Source organism: Methylobacterium sp. AC832 (assembly GCF_979256025.1).
In genome coordinates this window covers 121,943-140,777 of the sequence record NZ_CEEDMV010000006.1, presented here as the reverse complement: position 1 = coordinate 140,777, position 18,835 = coordinate 121,943, and the positions used below count along the sequence as shown (strand labels likewise).

The window sequence follows — 18,835 nt, the reverse complement described above, 5'->3', positions numbered from 1 at the left end:
AAATCAAGCCGGGCCGGCCGCATGCCCCGATGCATTTGGCTTCAGGCCGGCCAGGATAGCCCCCTCACGCCGTCTTGCCGCGCAATCCCGACAGGCCCGACCAGAGGGGGGCGATGAGGTAACTGGTGATCGGAATCAGCGCAGCCCCGACCACGAGGCCCACGATGCCGGAGCCGATGGCGGTGACGATCCATTCGACGACGGGTCCGACCGGCGGCACCATCTTCGCGCTGCCGGCAGCGGCTTCGTGGATCACGTGGGCGACCTGGGGCAGGCCGTAACCTTCGAGACCATGGACGAGGATGCCGCCGCCGACCCAGATCATCGCGGCTGTACCGATGATGGCCAGAAGCTGCAGGAAGACCGGCATACCCTTGACCAGGGCACGGCCGAAGCCGCGGATCGCGCTGCCGAACACGGACGCCGAATTGTTCTTCGCCATCGCGACCCCGGCATCGTCCGCCTTCACGATGAGCGCCACGCCGCCATAGACGAAGACCGTGATGCCGATGGCGACGACCGCGAGCACGATCGCCTTCGTCCAGATGCTGCCTTCGGGAAGAGAGGCCAGGGAGATCGCCATGATCTCGGCCGACAGGATGAAATCCGTCTTGATCGCGCTGGAGACCTTGCGCGCTTCCAGAGCCTGGCCGTCCCCGGCATCGGCGTCGAGCTTGGCCTCATGCGCATGGGCCTTGTGCGGGAACAGCGCCTCGTAGACCTTCTCGGTGCCCTCGTAGCAGAGGTAGGCCCCGCCGAGCATGAGCAGCGGGGTGATGGCCCAGGGGGCGAAGGCCTGCAGCAACAGGGCCGCCGGCAGCAGGAACAGCATTTTGTTGCGCAGCGAACCGATGGCGATCTTGCCCACGATCGGCAATTCGCGCTCGGCCGCGAAGCCCACGACGTAGCGCGGCGTCACGGCGGCGTCGTCGATGACGACCCCCGCCGCCTTCGCACCGGCCTTGGCGGCTTGCCCGGCGACGTCGTCGAGGGAAGCGGCCGCGACCTTGGCGAGCCCCGCGATGTCGTCGAGGAGGGCGATCAGTCCGATGCTCAAGGTTAGGTCCTTCCAACTGCCATGGGCCGGGCCGCGCGACGCAGGTTACCGGCCAAGCTGCCTCTAGCAGAGGAGACGAGCGAGCGGGGATTTCGATCCCCGCCCCGTTTCAATGAGTCGGTTCGCCGGCCGCGACCTTCGCGGTCCAATCGTCGAAGGCGACGATTTCCTGCCGCTGCTCACCGAGGCCGGTGATGCCGAGGGTCATCACGTCCCCGCTCTTGAGGAAACGCGGAGGCTTGCGCGCCATGCCGACGCCAGGGGGCGTTCCCGTGGTGATCACGTCGCCTGGCTCCAGCATCATGAAATGCGAGAGATAGGCGACGATCTGGGCGAGGTCGAAGATCATCCTCGATGTCGACCCGGTCTGCATCCGCTCGCCGTTCACGTCGAGCCAGATGTCGAGGGCCGCCGGGTCGGGGATCTCGTCCAGCGTCACCAGCCAGGGCCCGAGGGGGCCGAAAGTCGGGCAGCCCTTGCCCTTGCTCCATGTCCCGCCGCGATCGAACTGGTACTCCCGCTCGGAGACGTCGTTGCAGAGGCAGAGGCCGGCCACATAGGACAAAGCCTCGTTGGCATGGACGTAGGATGCACGTGCGCCGATGACGATGGCGAGCTCCGCCTCCCAATCCGTCTTGGCCGACCCTTTCGGCAGAATGACCCGGTCGTTGGGACCGGAGATGCAGGACGGCGCCTTGTTGAAGACGATCGGCTCGGCCGGGATATCCGCGCCGATCTCCGCCGCGTGATCGGTATAGTTCAGCCCGATGGCGATGAAGTTGCGCGTTCCGCCGACACAGGGACCGAGGCGTGTCTCCGGCGACAAGAGCGGCAAGGTTTCGGGATCGATGGACCGCAGCCGCTCCAGCGACGTCGTCGCGAGGGCGGAACCGGAAATATCGCGCAGGACACCGGACAGATCCCGCAATCCGCCCTGAGCATCGATCAGACCCGGCTTCTCGTCGCCCACATCACCATGACGCACCAGTTTCATCGGCTCTCACTCCCCTTCGATCGATGGACTGGCACTGAGATCGGTCCCACCACCGTCCCTGGCAAGGTGTCGAGGCCGGACAGGCGCATGTTGCATAATTCATACACTGCTCGGGAAACCCGCCAGAATACGCATTTTCTTGCATGAACGCCGATACGTAAATCCGACAGTTTAGATGTGAACCATCTACCGCGATGCTTTTCGGTGACACAAGCCGATGATGTCATCAGATGCATCCTCAAAGTAAATTCCAGATTAGGAAACGATTAACACCTCAACTAACATGGATTGCATAGACCGACCAAGAACGGCACTCTTCTGCTCAAGATGCGGGCCGGGGATCACTCTACGGTAAATCCGAGCATCGTAAGCAAGGGTCGGGAAGAGGACATGGCCATGACGATTCGCAACGCGGCTCTGGCGGGAATTTCTACCGCGCTCCTGACCCTGACGGCGGGGGGAGCCCTGGCCGGCGCGTTCGGTATCCGCGAACAGAGCACCCTTGCCCAAGGTCAGGCTTTCGCCGGTGCGGCATCCGGCTCCGGCGGCGTCTCGTCGATGTTCTGGAACCCGGCCACGATCACTATGAACCCCGGCTGGGTCAGCGAGCAGAATCTCAGCTTCATCAACCTCTCCTCCAAGATCACCCCGACCGACGGCACCTCGCCGTTATTCGCGCCACTGGGCGGCAGCGGCGATATCGGCCAGGGAGCCGTGATCCCGGCCGGCGCCACCTCCTATCAGCTCACCGACAGGCTCTGGATCGGCATCCAGACCGGCGCTCCGTTTGGCCTCGTGACCAAGCCCCGCGATGACTGGGCCGGTGAAGTCTATGGACGGTCGAGCCGAATCTTCTCGCTCTCGTTCAACCCGACCATCGGCTTCAAGGTCAACGAGTGGCTCTCGATCGCCGCCGGGCCGAACATCGAGTATTTCCGCCTGACCCTTCGCCAAGCCTTCCCGCTCTCGTTCAGCCCGCTCATCGCCCCCAACGCGTCGCTCAAGGGAGAATCCTGGGGCGTCGGCTTCACGGCGGGCGTACTCATCACCCCCTGGGCGGGGACGGCTTTGGGCGTCGGCTATCGCTCCTCCGTGCATCACGACATCGAGGGCGCCTTCATATTGCCGGGGCCGGCGGCCTTCCTGAGCCAGCAGGTGACCGCCAACCTCAACACCCCGGAAAAGCTGAGCGTCGGCCTGACCCAGGCCGTCAGCCCGGTCGCCCGTGTCAATCTCGGTTTCGAGTGGGACAATTGGTCGAGGCTCGGCGATGTCGGCATCGTCGGCCGCACCACCGGCGGCATCGCGACCACGCTGCCCCTGAACTACAAGGACGGCTACACCTATTCCGTCGGCGGCGAGTACGATTGGTCGCCGGCCCTGACCGTCCGGGGCGGTCTCGCCTATGAGCAATCGCCCATCGATTTCTCGAACCGCTCGGTGCGGCTGCCCGACAGCGACCGCTTCAACGTCTCACTCGGTGGCAGCTATCGCTGGAGCGAGAAGCTGACCCTGAACATCGCCTATTCCCACCTCTTCCTCGTGGGCGATTCGAAGCTCCTGGCCGGGCCGGGCCGCGACTACAACTTCCGCGACATCCCCTTCGCGGCCGATACCAGCGGCAGCGCGGACATCGTTTCGGTGGGCTTCCGCTACGTCTTCGGAACGCCTGCCGCTCCGATCGCTCCTGCGCCGCTGGTGCGGAAGTTCTGAGGGTCCTCGACCGGAACACCGCGGCTTTGAGGAGATCTTCCCCCTCGACCTCATCCTGAGGTGCAGCGATAGCCGCCCCGAAGGAGCCCTCCAGACACCGTTGCGCGAACTGGAGGGCTCCCTCGAAGCCTACGCTCCGTCACCTCAGAATGAGGTGACGGGAATTCGAAAAAAGGCAGTCGAACACCTGTCAGCCGGCCGCACGAGCCACCGACGGTCGCGTTCTCGACTCGGCCATTCGATCCGATCACGCCTTCATGCGGACATAGGTCCCGGGCGCCGGCCCGAGGGAGGCGAGGCCTCCTTCTCCCGGAATCCGGGCAGGCACGCGGGCGGGCGCCTGCTTTTCCAGCCATTCGAACCAATAGGGCCACCACGACCCCTTGTGCTCGGTCGCCGCCGAGATCCAATCCTCCAGGCGTCCTTTGGCCGCCCCGCCGGTCCAGTACCCGTATTTCGGCTTGGAAGGCGGGTTGACCACGCCGGCGATGTGACCCGACCCAGCCAGCACGTAGTCGACCGGCCCGCCGAACTTCGACGACCCTTCGAACACCGAGATGGCGGGGGCGATGTGATCCTCGCGGGTGGCGAGGTTGAAGATCGGCACCTTCACCTTCTTCAGGTCGAGACGCACGTTCCCGAGGATCATGCGGCCTTGAGCGAGGGTGTTATCGAGGTAGCAATTGCGCAGGTAGAACGAATGGTTGGCCGCCGGCATCCGCGTGGCGTCCGCGTTCCAGTAGAGGAGGTCGAAGGCCGAGGGCGTCTGCCCCTTCACGTAGTTGTTGACCACGTAGGACCAGATCAGGTCGTTCGGGCGCAGCATGTTGAAGGCGGCCGCCATGCCGGAGCCTTCGAGGTAGCCGCGTTTCTTCATGCGGGCTTCGATGCCGCGAATCTGCTCCTCGTCGGCGAAGACCTTCAGATCGCCGGCATGTGTGAAATCCACCTGCGTCGTCAGGAAGGTGGCGCTCTTGATCCGCTTGTTGCCGGTGGCCGCCTGCATGGCCAGGGTCACCGCCAGCAGAGTGCCGCCGACGCAATATCCTGCCGCCGCGACCTCGCTCTCGCCGGTGGCGACACCGATCGCGTCGATGGCCGCCTCGATGCCCTCGCGCATGTAGCTCTCGAAATCCTTGTCGGCATGGCGCTCGTCGGGGTTCACCCACGAGATGCAGAAGACCGTGAGGCCCTGCGACACCATCCAGCCGATCAGGCTTTTCGACGGGTTGAGATCGAGGATGTAGAACTTGTTGATCCAGGGCGGCACGATCAGGAACGGGCGCTTCAGCACCGTCTCGGTGGTCGGCGAATACTGGATCAGTTCCATCAGGTCGTTGCGGAACACCACCTCGCCGGGGGACACGGCGACGTTGACGCCGACCTCGAACCCGGACGGATCGGTCTGGCGGACGCGCAGCTGACCTTTGCCAGCTTCGATATCCTCCGCGAGCATCTTCATGCCGCGCACGAGATTGGCGCCGTTCTCCTGCAGCGTATGCCGAATCAGTTCGGGATTGGTCATCACGAAATTGGACGGCGAGAGCGCGCCGACGATCTGCCGGAGGTAGAACTGGGCCTTGTGGCGCGTATGCTCGTCGATCCCATCGGCCTCGTCGACGAGCTCCTCGGCCCAGCGGGAGGTGATGAGGTAGCTCTGCTTGATGAAGTCGAAGATCGGGTTGGTGGACCATTCGGCATGTTTGAAGCGGTTGTCCTTCGCCTCGGGCAAAGCCACGGGCGGGGCTTCCTCGCCCTGGAGGCGATGCCAGGTCGAGCCCCACAGGGTGATGAACGCGTCGCTGAGCTTCTTCTGCGCTTCGAGGGACTTCTGCGGGTCGACCATCCAACGCTCGGCGACGGTGCCGAGGGTCTTGACGACGTCGTTGACCTCTTCCGGGGGCTTGGCCAGTTCGGGGTCAAGCGGGTCGGCCTGGCTGATCGGCTTCATGTAGGCGCCGGCCGTCCGGGTGAACTCCTCGATCAGCAACGTCGCGTTGCGGGACAAGGCGTCGATATCGGGAAGCGGTGTCGTCCTGTCGGTCGTCACGCGTGGATTTCCCCTCTATTCCGTGGGACGGCCCGGCCGAACCGTCCTCGTTCTCGACAAATTAACGCGGCACCTCGACTTTCCGCCAGGGCGCGGCTTACGTTTCAGGTCATTATGTCAGAGCCTTCATCACGGAATCACAGGCGGTGCGGCTTTGCTCCGCGCTTCGCCCTCGTCCTCGGCGGACTTCTCGCCGCAGGAGGATGCTCCGGCGACCTCAACGCCATGCGCGGCGCCTATACGCTCGCCGGTGGGGGCCCGAAGGATGTGAAGGCGCCCGACTTCGTGGTGCAATCTCGCAAGACCGACGCCGATTACCTGCCCGTCGGCGTCGCAGCACCCGCCAGACCCATCAGCGCCCGCACCGCCGAGGGGACCAAGAGTCTGGAGAACGATCTGATGGGCGCTCGTGGGCGTAACGAGGCCAAGGGCCGCGCCGCCGAGAGCGCCGCCCGCGCCACCGGCCAGATCCAGCCTGCACAATAACGGTCGGCTCCGGGCCGCCGAAATGGTAGACAGGCCGACCACGTCAGAGTGATGACAGTTTTGAACGCGCGAATCATGCGATTCGCGCATCGGACCCCGTGAAGCCCATGACCGATTTTCACCGCATCAAGCGCCTGCCCCCCTACGTGTTCGAGCAGGTCAACCGGATCAAGGCCCAGGCGCGCGCCAATGGCGCCGACATCATCGATCTCGGCATGGGCAATCCCGATCTCGACGCCCCGCGTCATGTCATCGCCAAGCTGGTGGAGACGGCGGGCAGGCCGCGCACGGACCGCTACTCGTCCTCGAAGGGCATCGCCGGTCTGCGCCGCGCCCAGGCGAATTATTACAAGCGCCGCTTCGGCGTGAGCCTGAACCCCGACACGCAGGTGGTGGCGACGCTCGGCTCGAAGGAGGGCTTCGCCAACATGGCGCAGGCGATCACCGCGCCGGGCGACGTCGTGCTGGTGCCGAATCCGAGCTACCCGATCCACGCCTTCGGCTTCCTGATGGCGGGCGGCGTGATCCGCTCCGTGCCGGCCGAGCCGACCCCGGCCTTCTTCCCGGCCGTGGAAAAGGCCATGCAGCACTCGATCCCGAAGCCGGTGGCGATCGTGGTCTGCTACCCCTCGAACCCCACGGCCTACGTCGCGAGCCTCGATTTCTACCGGGACCTCGTCGCCTTCGCCAAGCGCCACGAAATCATCATCCTGTCGGACCTCGCCTATGCGGAGGTCTATTTCGACGGCGAGCCGCCGCCCTCCGTTCTGGAAGTGCCGGGCGCGATCGACTGCACGGTGGAGTTCACCTCGCTCTCGAAAACCTTCTCCATGGCCGGCTGGCGCATGGGCTTCGCTGTCGGCAACGAGCGCCTACTCGCGGCGCTGACACGCGTGAAATCCTACCTCGATTACGGCGCCTTCACGCCGATCCAGGTCGCGGCGACGGCCGCCCTGAACGGCCCGGAAGATTGCATCGTCGAGATGCGCGGGATCTACAAGAAGCGCCGGGACGCGCTGATCGAGTCGTTCGACAAGACCGGCTGGAAGATCCCGAGCCCGTCGGCCTCGATGTTCGCCTGGGTGCCGATTCCGGAAAAGTATCAGAGCCTCGGCAGCCTGGAATTCTCCAAGCTGCTTCTCGAGAAGTCGGACGTCGCGGTGGCGCCGGGTATCGGTTTTGGCGAACACGGCGACAATTACGTCCGTATCGCGCTGGTCGAGAACGAGCAGCGCATCCGTCAGGCGGCCCGCAATATTCGCCGTTTCTTCGAGACGTCCGACCGCACGCTGCACAACGTCGTGCCGCTGACCAAAGCGGGCTGACGCATCGGAGACGATGTTGCGGGGAGGAGACAGGTCGCGCCAAAGCGGCCAGTGCCCCTCTCATGTGCTTGTCACATGCCGTCCCGGTGAGCAGGGTCGCGGAATGTCGCCTGCCACCGAGGATCGTATGCGCGGATTGACCCTGACCGTCGCGCTGCTGCTGGCCGGATCGGCCGGTGCTTGCGCGCCGAACCCGATCGTCGCGCGTGACCCCGTTCCCGCGCCCGAGCCGGGCCTAAGCTATGTCTGCGATTCCCGGCCCTTCGTTCTGAATGCGGTCGTCAGCAATTGCGAACCGGTTCATCGCGAGCCGCAGGTCGTGCTTCGTTCCAAGGGCTGATCCGCCCGGACGGAGCACCCTTTCATGAAAAAGGCCGGAGCAGGCTCCGGCCTTTTCTTTTCAAAGGGCGATCAGCCCTTTCCTACACCGGTCGAACCTTGCCTCAGCGGGCGGCCGGCGCTGGGCTCACGGGGCGCGGTGCCGCGCTCGGATCGTTGGTCGTCATACCGGGAGTGGCCGGCATGGCATTGCCCGGTGCCGTGCGGGCACCCGGTGCGGTCGCGGTTCCGGTGGTCGCCGGGCCGGCCTCGAGGCTGTCCCCCTTGCCCACGACACCCGACTTCGAACCGGCGGCGTTGGTGCCGTGGCTCTCGGGCATGCCGGTCTGTGCGAAGGCGGCACCGGACAGGGCAACGACCATTGCGGCAGCGGCGGCAGAAATCTTGATGGCGGTCACGTTGGGCTCCTTGTTGGATGCGCTTGAAGATCGCGCTTGGGAGGTCAACGCGGCGCGTCCGGCTCGGTTGCCCCAGGGATCGGACGCCCATCCCGAGCCCGGAGGGCGGACGTGAAAAAGTTGCGGCTTGGCGCGCCAATGACACGGACAGGCAACCTCTCCTGAGTCATGGTAGGAGCAAGAGCGGCCGCGGCCGCATGTGAACACCGCGACGGAGCGACCCGTGCAGCATCTCTCGACATTCGCCGCCGCCGGCCTGATCGGCCTCGGCCTGTCCATCGCCACCGGCGCGGTCGCCCAGACCTCCTATACGGCCTCGCATGGCCCCTACATCCTGCCGACGGACCGGGCGACGGGCCGTCCCGTCCCTGACGATGCGCGCGCGATTCCCGTGCCGAGCGTCATGAATGGCGGCGGGTTCGGCCTCAGCGGCAACAGCTATTTCGAGGATTCACCGACGGAAGGTCCGCTGAACGGACGCAAGCGGCCGCACGAATTCGTCCTGGCCCCGGCGCGCGTCGCGCCCCCCGCCTACGGGCGCTGACCTCTATTCCCCATCCGCCCGCGATCTGACCAGACGATCCACGAGGGCCGACGCGGCGAGGCCCGCCGCATAGGCGACGAGGTTCCAGGGCGAGAAGACCCGTCCGAGCAAAAGAGTACCGACGAGCGTCAGCCTGAAAGCGTCGAGCGCTGGCGTATGGATGAGGCGGGAGAGTTCGACCAAGAGGGCGATCGTCCCGGCAACGATGAGAATGGCCCTCGTGCGCCGGCCCGGCAGCAGCACCGCGACCAGGCAATAGACCATAGCGCCCCATAGGGCCGAGCCGCCGTATTTCACGATTGCCAAGGGCAGTCCGACAGGGACGAAGCGGAGGGTCAATCCCGCGCCGATGATGGCCAGGCCAGCCGCGAGATAGAGCGCGCGTGTCCGCATGCGGGCGGTGGGTCTGGAAGCGATGTGTGGCGCCATGCGTTTGCAGCGTCTCGGATCGTGACGGATAAGGAAGACGGGCGCCGCCGTTTACACCGGGCAGGCGTCTCGGTATCACCCGCGCTCACACGCCGAGCCCCATACCTTCACCACGAGCCGAAACACCAGATGCGCGCCGAGATCGAACAACTCTCGGATGCCGCCAAGCAGTCGATCGGACTGCTGAGGAGGCATCTTTGACTGGGATACCGTCGAGAAACGACTCGCGGAGCTGAATGCGGCTTCCGAAGACCCCGACCTCTGGAACGATGCGGAGGCGGCGCAAAAGGTCATGCGTGAGCGCGGCGCCCTCGAAGAGGCCGTGGCTGCGATCAGAAAACTCGCCCAAGATCTGGACGATGCCGTCACGCTGATCGAGCTCGGCGAGATGGAAGGCGACCAGGACACCATTCTCGAGGGCGAGAATGGCGTTCGCGCCGTCGAGAAGGAGGCTGCGCGCCGCCAGATCGAGACCCTCCTGTCCGGCGAAGCCGATGGCCTCGACACCTATGTCGAGGTCCATGCCGGGGCCGGTGGCACCGAGAGCCAGGACTGGGCGAACATGCTCCAGCGCATGTACGGCCGCTGGGCCGAGCGCCGGAAGTACAAGGTCGACATCGTCGAATGGTCGGATGGCGACGAGGCCGGGATCAAGGGCGCCACGCTCATGGTCAAAGGCCACAACGCCTATGGCTGGCTCAAGACGGAATCCGGCGTTCACCGCCTCGTTCGGATCTCGCCCTACGATTCCAGCGCGCGCCGGCATACCAGCTTCGCCAGCGTCCGGGTCTATCCGGTGATCGATGACCGCATCGTCATCGAGATCAAGGAATCGGATTGCCGGATCGACACTTATCGTTCGTCGGGCGCCGGTGGTCAGCACGTGAACACCACCGATTCGGCCGTGCGCATCACCCACAACCCGACCGGGATCGTGGTGGCGTGCCAGCAGGAGCGGTCCCAGCACAAGAACCGGGCCACCGCCTGGAACATGCTGCGCGCCCGGATGTACGAGGCCGAGCTCAAGAAGCGCGAAGAGAAGGCCAATGCCGAGAACGCGGCCAAGACCGATATCGGCTGGGGCCACCAGATCCGGTCCTACGTGCTGCAGCCGTATCAGCTGGTGAAGGACCTGCGCACAGGTACCCAGTCGACCGATCCCGATGAAGTGCTGGACGGTGCGCTCGATCCCTTCATGGAAGCGTCGCTGGCCCAGCGCGTCTATGGCGGAGCCGGCGAGGTCGAGGACATCGACTGATCCTCGCTTGCCTTCAGATGTGCGCTCCTAGCGGGCGGCGAGGAACTGCGCGTCCGATCCGCTGAGGACGCGCAGGAAACGCAGCGGGTCCACGGGCTCGCCGTCGATTCTCGTCTCGTAATGCAGGTGGCTCCCCGTCGAGCGTCCGGTGGAGCCAACACGGCCGATGGCGGCTTCGGCCTCGACCCATTCTCCGGGCCCGACCGAGACCGACGAGAGATGGGCGTAGCGGGTGACGAGCCCGTTGCCGTGGTCGAGTTCGACCATGTTGCCATAGCCGCCGCTGTAATCTGCGACCGTCACCCGGCCGGCCGCTGTCGCGCGCGCGCTTTCCCCGAACTCGGCCTTCATGTCGAGGCCGGTATGCAGGGCGAGCCCGCGCGTGAACGGATCGAGACGCGGTCCGAAACCGCTCGACAGGCTGTACTTGCCGGTCAGGGGCTGCCGGACGGGGAGGGCGGATGCGGTGCGGCGCAGGCGGTCTTCCTCGCCGAGAGCCCGCTGAACCTGTCCGACCGCGATGCCGAACGGATCGACAGAGAGCGGCACGAGCGGCCCGCCAATGCCCGCCTCGCGCTGGCGCTCGAAACGCTGCGGGTCGAGGCCGGCCCGGAACACGATGTCGCGCAGGCGCTGGGACCCACGGATCGCGCGCACGCCCAACCCGTCCAGGGTTCGGATCTGGTCCGCTCCCAGTCGATCGAGGCGCTGGTCGAGCGCCGCCAGAACCTGCTCGCTCTTCCGCAGGGATTGGCGGCCGGGCTGTCCGTCAGTGTCGCGCGAGCGCAGTTCGAGTGCATCCGGAGTGGGAAACGGCTTCGGCACCGACTTGGGCAATGGCGCAGCAAACGACTTGGCAACGGGATCGGCCACCGGACCGGCATAGCCGAGGGCCCCGGTCTCGACTGGATCGTCGACGCCGATCTGGTCGGCGGCAATGATTGGGCGTTGCGCCTCGCCGGCGAGAAGTGCGAGCTGGGCCTGACGCTTCTCCAGCACGGCCTGACGTTGCGAGAGATCGGCGATGCGCGCGGCGATGCCCTCACGCGTCGCCAGATGCTCCATCGTCGCCCGGTCGAGCTGAAGCCTGAGGGCTCCGATCCGCTCCTCGTACCCGTATTGGAGGGCGGTCTGCTGGGACACGAACCGGGCCAGCACCTCGTCGTGGAACACCAAGTACCACGTGGCGCCCCCGGCCCAGAGCGTGGCGATCGCCAGCCCACAAGCCAAAGCCGGCACGAGGCGCCGCCTGGCTTTCGGCAAGCGCAACCCTCCGGCGATAGGTGACGACAGGCGCATACGGGCAACCCCAATCCAACTCGCGCCATTGGAGGGGATCAGGGTTAAAGAAGCGCAAAATCGCGCGTCAGGGGATTAGCCATGATGCCGGAGGGGGACAGCTTTCAGGCGAGGGCGCGCGCGGCCGCCAGGACCTCCTCGGCATGGCCGGGAACCTTCACCTTCGGCCAGATCCGGGCGATGCGGCCCTGCGCGTCGATCAGCACCGTGGTGCGCTCGACGCCCATATATTTACGGCCGTACATGCTCTTCTCGACCCACACCCCGTAGGCTTCGAGCATCGCCTTGCTCTCGTCTGAGGCGAGCGGGAAGGTCAGGTCGTATTTGGCCCGGAACTTGTCATGGCTCTTCACCGAATCGGGTGAAACGCCCACCACGACGGCACCGGCTTCTGCAAAGGCGTCGCCAAGAGCGTTGAACCCCTGCGCCTCTAGGGTGCATCCGCTGGTATCGTCCTTGGGGTAGAAATAGAGTACGACCTTGCGACCCAAGAGCGCATCGAGACTGATCTCCGCGCCGCCCGCTCCGGGCAACGTGAAGGCGGGAGCGTGATCTCCGGTGTCGAGAGGCATGATGCCTTCCTTTCGGCCGATTGATAGTGTGCCACAAGAGGCGTTGATCGGGGGGTGCACGTAACCCCTCGGCTGAGGACCGAAAGATTGCCGGGTCAAGGCAACCCCGAATCCCGGACACCCGCTCGATAGCGTGAGCGGCCCGTCCGATCCAGCGGCTCAAGGATCGATGAACCAGGACACGGCCACAGGTTTGCGACGGGGCAGGTCGCGCCGCCGGCGGCGCCCGCTGCTATGGTGCTCGGTCGTGCTCGTGGTCGCCCTGACGCTCGCCGTTACCGGCGCGTTCTGGCGTCTGACCAACGGTCCCCTGCGCATCGATGGCATGTCCGAACGCGTGGCCTCGGCCATCGCGGGCAGCATCGGCCCCGGCTGGCGGGTGGACCTGCGCGACAGCACCGTCGAGCTCGATTCCGAGAATTCCCTGGCGCTTCAGGTCGCCGGCCTCGACATCCACAACCCGGACGGCGCCCTTGTGCTGCGCGCTCCCATGGCGGTGGTGAGCCTAGATACCTGGGGTCTGCTGCGCCTCGCCGTCCAGCCGAGGGCCATCGAGTTCCGCGATCTGCAGATGACGGCCCTGGTCCACCGCGACGGGTCCATCGCCTTTGCCGGTTCCGATCCGGCCCATGCCGCGGCGGAGCCTCATACGCTACCCAGCGTGGATAGTACCCGGGGAACCTCGTCGCCGATCTCGGCCGCCATCGCTTCGATCTTCGGCATCGTCCTCGATCCGGCCGGCGTCGTCGGAGCCCTCGACCGGGCGCGGATCACGAACGGTCGCCTGACGCTGATCGACGACGACGCCCGTCAGCGCGGGGTGTTCGAGCATGTGAACGGTCTGTTCCGGCGCGACGCGGTGCGGGACTCCCGCGTGTTCGAGCTGCGCATCGACGGCCCTCACGGGGAATGGCGCTTCGGCGGTGACCTGCACGAGGGCGGCGAAGGAAAGCGCAACGGCATCATCACCCTGGACGATCTGCCGGTCACCGATCTCCTCCTCCTCTCGGGGCAATCGAAACTGCCGATCGAGACCGACCTGAAGGTCTCGGCCAAAGCGGAAGTAGGCCTCGACCAGGGCCGGATCGAAACCCTGAAAGCGACGGTGAAGACCAGCGATGGCAATTTCCTCATCGAGGAAAAGGACTTCAACCCGGTCACCATCGAGAGCCTGACCGCCTCGGTCAGTTGGGACGAGGCCAAGCGGGTCCTGAACCTCGACAGCATCGATTATCTCGGAGCCGGCAACGCGGTGCATCTCGCCGGCGTCTGGACCGCGAGCCCGGTGGGGGGCCCCACGGCCTGGACCCTGGCCCTCGCGGGCAAGGATGCGATCCTGCGCGGCGCCGCCAGGACCGACAAGCCGGTCAAGCTCGATGCCCTCTCGGCCCATGTCACGGGGCGGGATGGCGGCATGTCCATCGACGAGTTCACCGTGGCGGGAGCTGGTGGAGCCACCGGCCGGGTCACCGGTACGGTGGACACCAGCGCTGACGAGGGCGGCCTCACACTGAAGATCAATGCGGCCCACACCGATGGGCGCATGGCCCTGCGCCTGTGGCCGGAACATATCGCTCCGCCCGCCCGCGAATATCTGGTGGACAACCTCCAGGGCGGCCTCGTGGACAAGGTCGACATCACCGTGGACATGAGCGGCAGTGAGCTTGCCGCCGCGACGCGTGGCGAGCCGATGCCGGACAGCGCCATCCATATCGATTTCGCCGTCTCTAACGCCACGCTGGCGGTGAGCGAGGGCGCTCCCCCCCTGAGCCGCGGCCGTGTGACGGGGACCATCACCGGCCTGACCACGAACATCCGCGGCGTCACCGCCGACATCAAGATGCCGGACGACCGGACGCTCTACATCACGGACGGCTCGTTCGTGATCCCGAAGATCACGCCGGACACGGTCACCGCCCAGATCGGCCTCAAGCTCGGCGGCGGCGCGGACGCCCTCGTCGCCCTGCTCCAAACCAAGATGTTCAAGAACCTCACCGGGGTCGAGATCGACCCGGCTTCGGTCAAGGGCAATGCCGATCTGCGCATCGACTTCCCGCTCAACCTCAAGCGCATCCCCGAATTGCCGGACCTTCCCGTGAGCCTCACCGGAACCCTGAACGACCTCGCCGTCGAGAAGGCCTTCGGTAAGGAGAAGCTGGAGAACGGCCGCTTCGCCGTTACCTACGAACGGGGCGGTTTCACCCTGAAGGGCGACGGCCGGGTCCTCGGCTCGCCGCTCACCCTCGACCTGCGCCAACCGAAGGCGGGCGCACCGGGCGAGGTCAACGCGACGCTCCTCCTCGACGAAGCCCTGCGGGCGAGGCGAGGCCTGCCGGTCGCCCCGCAACTCGCCGGGCCGATCCCGCTAAAGATCAATCTCGCGATCGGAAAGGGGAGCCCGGCGCGCTCACCCATCCGCATGGAAGCGGATCTGTCCCGCGCCTCCATCGATGGCCTGATTCCGGGCTTCGTCAAACCGGCCGGCAAGCCGGGGCGCGTCAGCTTCGTCATGACAGAGGTCAGCCCGGGCGGGGCCATGGACCTGCGCGACATCGTCCTCGATGCCGGCAGCGCCAGCGCGCGCGGCACGGCCGCGATCAACGGCGACGGACAGTTCGACCGGGCCGACCTTTCGAGCTTCAAGCTCTCGCCTGGCGACGACATGCGCATTCAGATCGACCGCAGCGGCAACCTCTACAAGGTGAGCGTGAAAGGGGCCGTGGCCGATGCGCGGCCCTTCATGAAGTCGCTCGGAGGACCGGAGGGCAAGGCCGCGAAGGAAAGCGGCCGGGACCAGTCCAAGGAGATCGAGGCCGATATCAGCTTAGGCATCATCACCGGTTTCAACGGCGAGGCGCTGACCGGCGCCAGCGCGAAGCTCTCGATGAAGGGCAAGGATTTCCGCTCGGGCCGCCTGCAGGGCCGCTTCAACGGAGCCGGCTTCTCTGCGGTGGTGTCCCGCTCGGGCCGCAGCGATCCCTCGATCAACATCGAGACCACCGATGCCGGGGCGACCCTGCGTTTCGTCGATATCTACAAGCGCATGTATGGCGGGCGCCTCGTCCTCGGCAGCACCCTCGGAGACGGGCCGCAGACCGGCGTGGTCCAAATCCGCGATTTCATGCTGCGCAACGAGCCGGCCCTGTCGAGCATCATGGCCCAGGGTCCGGCGACGAGCGAAGTCGTCGATGCCAAGGGCCGCAAGCAGATCATCCAGAATGCCGGCAACGACGTGAATTTCGACCGCCTGCGGGCGAACTTCACCCGCACCGGCAGCCGCGTCGACTTTACTGACGCCGCCATCTCCAACGCCGCCATGGGCTTCACCATGAGCGGCTATCTCGACACCGCCAAGGAACGCGCCGACATCAACGGCACCTTCGTCCCGCTCTACGGGCTGAACAACGTCGTCTCGCGCCTGCCGCTGTTCGGACAGCTTCTCGGCGGCGGGAACAACGAGGGCCTGTTCGCCCTGAATTTCCGGGTCTCGGGCCGCCTGTCCAAACCGGATGTGAGTGTGAACCCGCTCTCCGCCCTGGCTCCCGGAATCCTGCGCCGTCTGTTCAGCGCCGGAGGGAATGACGGCTTTCCCGGCGCGACCTCCGCCGGAGAGACCGAACGCTGAGGTAGCCGGCCACGTCCTCCCTCTGCTGGCTACAGGATTCACCCATCTGCTTTTGCAGGCAGAGCGCGTCCCTCTCCCCCTTGTGGCTACGGGCTACACAGGTTTTGCTCTGTCTGAGCGATGAGGGCTCCGGTGAGGGCTGCGGTGAAGCTTGCCCAGCCGCGTGCCATGATCTTGGGTCCTGGCGGCTTGCCGTAGCAGTTCCAGCCTCCGAAGCGGGCCACGATCCAACTCAGCCAGGCCAGGGACCCGGCCCGGTGAGGGTTGCGCTGGCGCGCCGTCGCCCGCTCCCGGCTCTGTCCCAGGGCCGCCACTACCGGGCGCGTGCTCGCGTCGAGCACGTCGCTCATCGGCCGCATTCCGCCATCGCGGGCGTCCACCAGCTGCAGGATCCGCACCGCCGCCCCCAGCGCCAGCACACTGAGCCGGAACAGTTTCGAGGGCACCCGCATCTGCGTCGCCTCCAGTTGCAGGCCGTCGTTCTTGAGGGCGCGGAACACCTCTTCGATGCGCCAGCGCAGACGGTAGAGGCGCACCACCTCCGCGGCCTGCGCCGCCGTCTCCACCGGCAGCGTCGTCAGCAGATGCCAACACAGTCCGCCCGCGGCGGGCCCCCCGACCTCGTCCACCCGCACCAGCCCCAACGTCAGAGCGGCCGGCGCTCCGGGCCCGGCACTGCGGGGGCGCGGCAGGCCCACCCGGCCCGCGCGCAGCTTCACCTGTGCCGTGCGCGCCGCCCGGCCGGGCGTGGCCGGGATGGGCACGGCCTCCCGCGCCAGCACCGGCCAGTCCTGCGACACCGCCAGCATCCGTCCGTCCTCGACCAGCACACGGTCGTGGCGCGCCCGCACCAGCAGGGCGCTGCCCGGCATCGCCCGCCCGGCGTGATCGGCAAAGTGCTCGTAGAGATCCGCCTCCTGATCGGCCACCGAGACCACCTGCTCGGCCACCCCCGCCAGCGCCGTGTCCGCCGCCTGCGTCCCGACCAGCCAGCGCCGGCTCTCCTTCTCGCTCACGCCCCGGTTCCAGCGCAGCGCCACCGGCGCCGCCCCGCGCGTCCAAATCTGCGCAGGAAGAAGCCCGGATGCCGGCCATCGCCGCCCGGCCCCAGACCGTGCCGCCCGCCTGCCTCGCCAAAGCTCACCGCCGTCGTGTCCTGCACCGCCACCACACGCCGTCCCCGGCATGCCGCCACCGCCCGCTCGCGCAGGGCCGACAGGACCGTGGGAACGCTGCTCTCGAAATCTGTGAATGCCGTAGCGCCGCCGGCTTGGGAGGGTGCCCGCCGAGCCGGTGGGAGAGGGGGCGACTCTCCGAACAACGCGCTCCCCCCATCCGACCCGCTTCGCGGGCCACCTTCCCCCACAGCGGGGGGAAGGTGATGCACCATACTTTCGAAACCCATGATCGAGCCGCCGATCGAGGTTCCACCCCCCGTCGCCTCACTCGACCCGGAGAAGCACGTGCTTCTTGCGGCCGAAGGAGAGCTTCACCACGCCATCCTGACCGAGATCGGCCAGCGTGAGCACCGCCTTCTCGTCGGTAATCTGGATATCGTTGACACGCAGCCCGCCGCTCTTGATCTGGCGCCGCGCCTCGCTGGTGGAGGGGACGAGCTTGGCGTGGTCGGGACCGAAGGCCGAGAGCACGCCGAGACCAGCTTCCAAAACGGAGCGGGCGACGGTGACGCTCGGCAGGTCCTGCGCCACGGCGCCTTCCACGAAGGTCTTGCGGGCGGTCTCGGTCGCAGCGTCAGCCGCCTCGCGCCCGTGCATCAGGGCCGTCGCCTCGGTGGCCAGTACCTTCTTGGCCTCGTTGATCTCGGCGCCCTGAAGCGCCTGAAGCCGGGCGATCTCGTCCATCGGCAGCAGGGTGAACAGCTTAAGGAACCGAGCCACGTCGGCATCCTCGGTGTTGCGCCAGAACTGCCAGTAATCGTAGGGGCTCAACATCCCGGCATCGAGCCAGACCGCTCCGGCCGCCGTCTTACCCATCTTCGCGCCGGACGCCGTGGTAAGCAGCGGACAGGTCAGGCCGTAGAGCTGCGGCGTGCCCATGCGGCGGCCGAGATCGATGCCGTTGACGATGTTCCCCCACTGGTCCGATCCGCCCATCTGCAGGATGCAGCCGTAGCGGCGGTTCAGCTCCACGAAATCGTAGGATTGCAAGATCATGTAGTTGAATTCGAGGAACGAGAGCTCCTGGTCGCGCTCTAGGCGCATCCGCACGCTGTCCATCGACATCATGCGATTGACCGAGAAGTGGCGTCCGATATCGCGCAGCATCTCGATGTAGTTGAGCTTGGTCAGCCACTCGGCGTTGTCGACCATGGTCGCGCCGTTGCCGCCGCCCCCGAAGGTCAGGAACCGCGAAAAGGTCTTCTGGATCCCGGCCTTGTTCTCCTCGATCTGCTCCAGCGTGAGGATTTTCCGCGACTCGTCCCGCCCGGACGGGTCGCCGACGCGGGTCGTGCCGCCGCCCATCAGGGTGATCGGCGTGCCTCCGGTCTTCTGCAGCCAGTGCAGCATCATGATCGACAGCAAATGCCCCACATGCAGCGAGGCGGCCGTGCAATCGTAGCCGACATAGGTCGTCAGGCGGCCTTCCAGGGCCGCCGCGTCGATCCCGGCGAGGTCCGATCCCTGGTGGATGTAGCCGCGCTCGGACAGAACCCGCAGGAAGTCGGATTTCGGCGCGAAGGTCTCAGGCTGGTTCGGCGTAGCGGTGGACATGCGGGGTTCCGGAT

16 protein-coding genes are annotated in these 18,835 nt (G+C 66.3%); 7 read left to right on the top strand and 9 right to left on the bottom strand.

Going from position 1 to position 18,835, the window contains the following annotated elements:
* Positions 1 to 64: 64 nt before the first annotated feature.
* Both AC0IXR_RS19625 and AC0IXR_RS19620 read right to left on the bottom strand, forming a co-directional pair.
* Complete coding sequence (locus tag AC0IXR_RS19625; protein ID WP_311274706.1) at positions 65 to 1,057, bottom strand: DUF808 domain-containing protein; 993 nt, start codon at positions 1,055 to 1,057, stop codon at positions 65 to 67.
* A gap of 109 nt (positions 1,058 to 1,166) precedes the next feature.
* A complete protein-coding gene (locus tag AC0IXR_RS19620) occupies positions 1,167 to 2,051 on the bottom strand; it encodes a fumarylacetoacetate hydrolase family protein (RefSeq protein ID WP_471761867.1) in 885 nt (294 codons plus the stop codon).
* Positions 2,052 to 2,441: 390 nt separating this feature from the next.
* Here AC0IXR_RS19620 and AC0IXR_RS19615 point away from each other — a divergent pair, with 390 nt between their 5' ends.
* On the top strand, positions 2,442 to 3,764 hold the full coding sequence (locus tag AC0IXR_RS19615; protein WP_471761866.1) for an OmpP1/FadL family transporter: 1,323 nt from the start codon (positions 2,442 to 2,444) through the stop codon (positions 3,762 to 3,764).
* Positions 3,765 to 4,011: 247 nt separating this feature from the next.
* Here AC0IXR_RS19615 and AC0IXR_RS19610 read toward each other — a convergent pair whose 3' ends face one another.
* On the bottom strand, positions 4,012 to 5,814 hold the full coding sequence (locus AC0IXR_RS19610) for a PHA/PHB synthase family protein (protein ID WP_056423804.1): 1,803 nt from the start codon (positions 5,812 to 5,814) through the stop codon (positions 4,012 to 4,014).
* Between the two features lie 114 nt (positions 5,815 to 5,928).
* Here AC0IXR_RS19610 and AC0IXR_RS19605 point away from each other — a divergent pair, with 114 nt between their 5' ends.
* The 3 genes from AC0IXR_RS19605 (at position 5,929) to AC0IXR_RS19595 (ending at position 7,965) form a co-directional block, all read left to right on the top strand.
* Entirely contained in the window at positions 5,929 to 6,300 is a 372-nt protein-coding gene (locus AC0IXR_RS19605; protein ID WP_056423807.1) for a hypothetical protein, read from the top strand.
* Positions 6,301 to 6,407: 107 nt separating this feature from the next.
* Positions 6,408 to 7,625, top strand: coding sequence for an LL-diaminopimelate aminotransferase (locus AC0IXR_RS19600; protein ID WP_311274703.1), 1,218 nt, complete (start codon positions 6,408 to 6,410; stop codon positions 7,623 to 7,625).
* 127 nt (positions 7,626 to 7,752) lie between these two features.
* Positions 7,753 to 7,965 (top strand): hypothetical protein, encoded by a 213-nt coding sequence (locus tag AC0IXR_RS19595; RefSeq protein WP_056423810.1) that lies wholly within the window; start codon positions 7,753 to 7,755, stop codon positions 7,963 to 7,965.
* Positions 7,966 to 8,068: 103 nt separating this feature from the next.
* Here the strand turns inward: AC0IXR_RS19595 and AC0IXR_RS19590 are convergent, their stop codons facing one another.
* Entirely contained in the window at positions 8,069 to 8,362 is a 294-nt protein-coding gene (locus AC0IXR_RS19590) for a hypothetical protein (protein ID WP_056423812.1), read from the bottom strand.
* A 223-nt stretch (positions 8,363 to 8,585) separates the two neighbouring features.
* Between AC0IXR_RS19590 and AC0IXR_RS19585 the strand changes: the two genes are divergently transcribed.
* Entirely contained in the window at positions 8,586 to 8,906 is a 321-nt protein-coding gene (locus AC0IXR_RS19585; protein ID WP_461226519.1) for a hypothetical protein, read from the top strand.
* A 3-nt stretch (positions 8,907 to 8,909) separates the two neighbouring features.
* On the opposite strand, the gene AC0IXR_RS19580 is transcribed toward AC0IXR_RS19585, so the two are convergent.
* On the bottom strand, positions 8,910 to 9,335 hold the full coding sequence (locus AC0IXR_RS19580) for a ribosomal maturation YjgA family protein (RefSeq protein WP_471761865.1): 426 nt from the start codon (positions 9,333 to 9,335) through the stop codon (positions 8,910 to 8,912).
* Between the two features lie 129 nt (positions 9,336 to 9,464).
* On the opposite strand from AC0IXR_RS19580, the gene prfB reads away from it, so the two are divergent.
* A protein-coding gene (gene prfB / locus AC0IXR_RS19575) for a peptide chain release factor 2 (RefSeq protein WP_461226523.1) occupies positions 9,465 to 10,593 on the top strand; the annotation gives its coding sequence in 2 pieces (ribosomal slippage) (positions 9,465 to 9,533 and positions 9,535 to 10,593; 1,128 coding nt in all).
* A gap of 27 nt (positions 10,594 to 10,620) precedes the next feature.
* Here prfB and AC0IXR_RS19570 read toward each other — a convergent pair.
* Both AC0IXR_RS19570 and AC0IXR_RS19565 read right to left on the bottom strand, forming a co-directional pair.
* Positions 10,621 to 11,892, bottom strand: a complete 1,272-nt coding sequence (locus AC0IXR_RS19570) for a M23 family metallopeptidase (RefSeq protein WP_471761864.1) — start codon at positions 11,890 to 11,892, stop codon at positions 10,621 to 10,623.
* Between the two features lie 104 nt (positions 11,893 to 11,996).
* Positions 11,997 to 12,464, bottom strand: a complete 468-nt coding sequence (locus AC0IXR_RS19565) for a peroxiredoxin (protein WP_056423820.1) — start codon at positions 12,462 to 12,464, stop codon at positions 11,997 to 11,999.
* A 169-nt stretch (positions 12,465 to 12,633) separates the two neighbouring features.
* Here AC0IXR_RS19565 and AC0IXR_RS19560 point away from each other — a divergent pair, with 169 nt between their 5' ends.
* Complete coding sequence (locus AC0IXR_RS19560) at positions 12,634 to 16,089, top strand: YhdP family protein (RefSeq protein ID WP_471761863.1); 3,456 nt, start codon at positions 12,634 to 12,636, stop codon at positions 16,087 to 16,089.
* A gap of 86 nt (positions 16,090 to 16,175) precedes the next feature.
* Here AC0IXR_RS19560 and AC0IXR_RS19555 read toward each other — a convergent pair whose 3' ends face one another.
* Both AC0IXR_RS19555 and tyrS read right to left on the bottom strand, forming a co-directional pair.
* Positions 16,176 to 17,276, bottom strand: a complete 1,101-nt coding sequence (locus AC0IXR_RS19555; RefSeq protein ID WP_471761862.1) for an IS4 family transposase — start codon at positions 17,274 to 17,276, stop codon at positions 16,176 to 16,178.
* Between the two features lie 255 nt (positions 17,277 to 17,531).
* A complete protein-coding gene (tyrS, locus tag AC0IXR_RS19550; protein WP_056423823.1) occupies positions 17,532 to 18,821 on the bottom strand; it encodes a tyrosine--tRNA ligase in 1,290 nt (429 codons plus the stop codon).
* Between the last annotated feature and the right edge of the window lie 14 nt (positions 18,822 to 18,835).

Coding starts and splice junctions, on each gene's coding strand:
- AC0IXR_RS19620 (WP_471761867.1), bottom strand. CDS start 2,051: ATGAAACTGGTGCGTCATGGTGATGTGGGCGACGAGAAGCCGGGTCTG.
- AC0IXR_RS19615 (WP_471761866.1), top strand. CDS start 2,442: ATGGCCATGACGATTCGCAACGCGGCTCTGGCGGGAATTTCTACCGCG.
- AC0IXR_RS19605 (WP_056423807.1), top strand. CDS start 5,929: ATGTCAGAGCCTTCATCACGGAATCACAGGCGGTGCGGCTTTGCTCCG.
- AC0IXR_RS19600 (WP_311274703.1), top strand. CDS start 6,408: ATGACCGATTTTCACCGCATCAAGCGCCTGCCCCCCTACGTGTTCGAG.
- AC0IXR_RS19595 (WP_056423810.1), top strand. CDS start 7,753: ATGCGCGGATTGACCCTGACCGTCGCGCTGCTGCTGGCCGGATCGGCC.
- AC0IXR_RS19580 (WP_471761865.1), bottom strand. CDS start 9,335: ATGGCGCCACACATCGCTTCCAGACCCACCGCCCGCATGCGGACACGC.
- AC0IXR_RS19570 (WP_471761864.1), bottom strand. CDS start 11,892: ATGCGCCTGTCGTCACCTATCGCCGGAGGGTTGCGCTTGCCGAAAGCC.
- AC0IXR_RS19565 (WP_056423820.1), bottom strand. CDS start 12,464: ATGCCTCTCGACACCGGAGATCACGCTCCCGCCTTCACGTTGCCCGGA.
- AC0IXR_RS19560 (WP_471761863.1), top strand. CDS start 12,634: ATGAACCAGGACACGGCCACAGGTTTGCGACGGGGCAGGTCGCGCCGC.
- AC0IXR_RS19555 (WP_471761862.1), bottom strand. CDS start 17,276: ATGCCGGGGACGGCGTGTGGTGGCGGTGCAGGACACGACGGCGGTGAG.
- tyrS (WP_056423823.1), bottom strand. CDS start 18,821: ATGTCCACCGCTACGCCGAACCAGCCTGAGACCTTCGCGCCGAAATCC.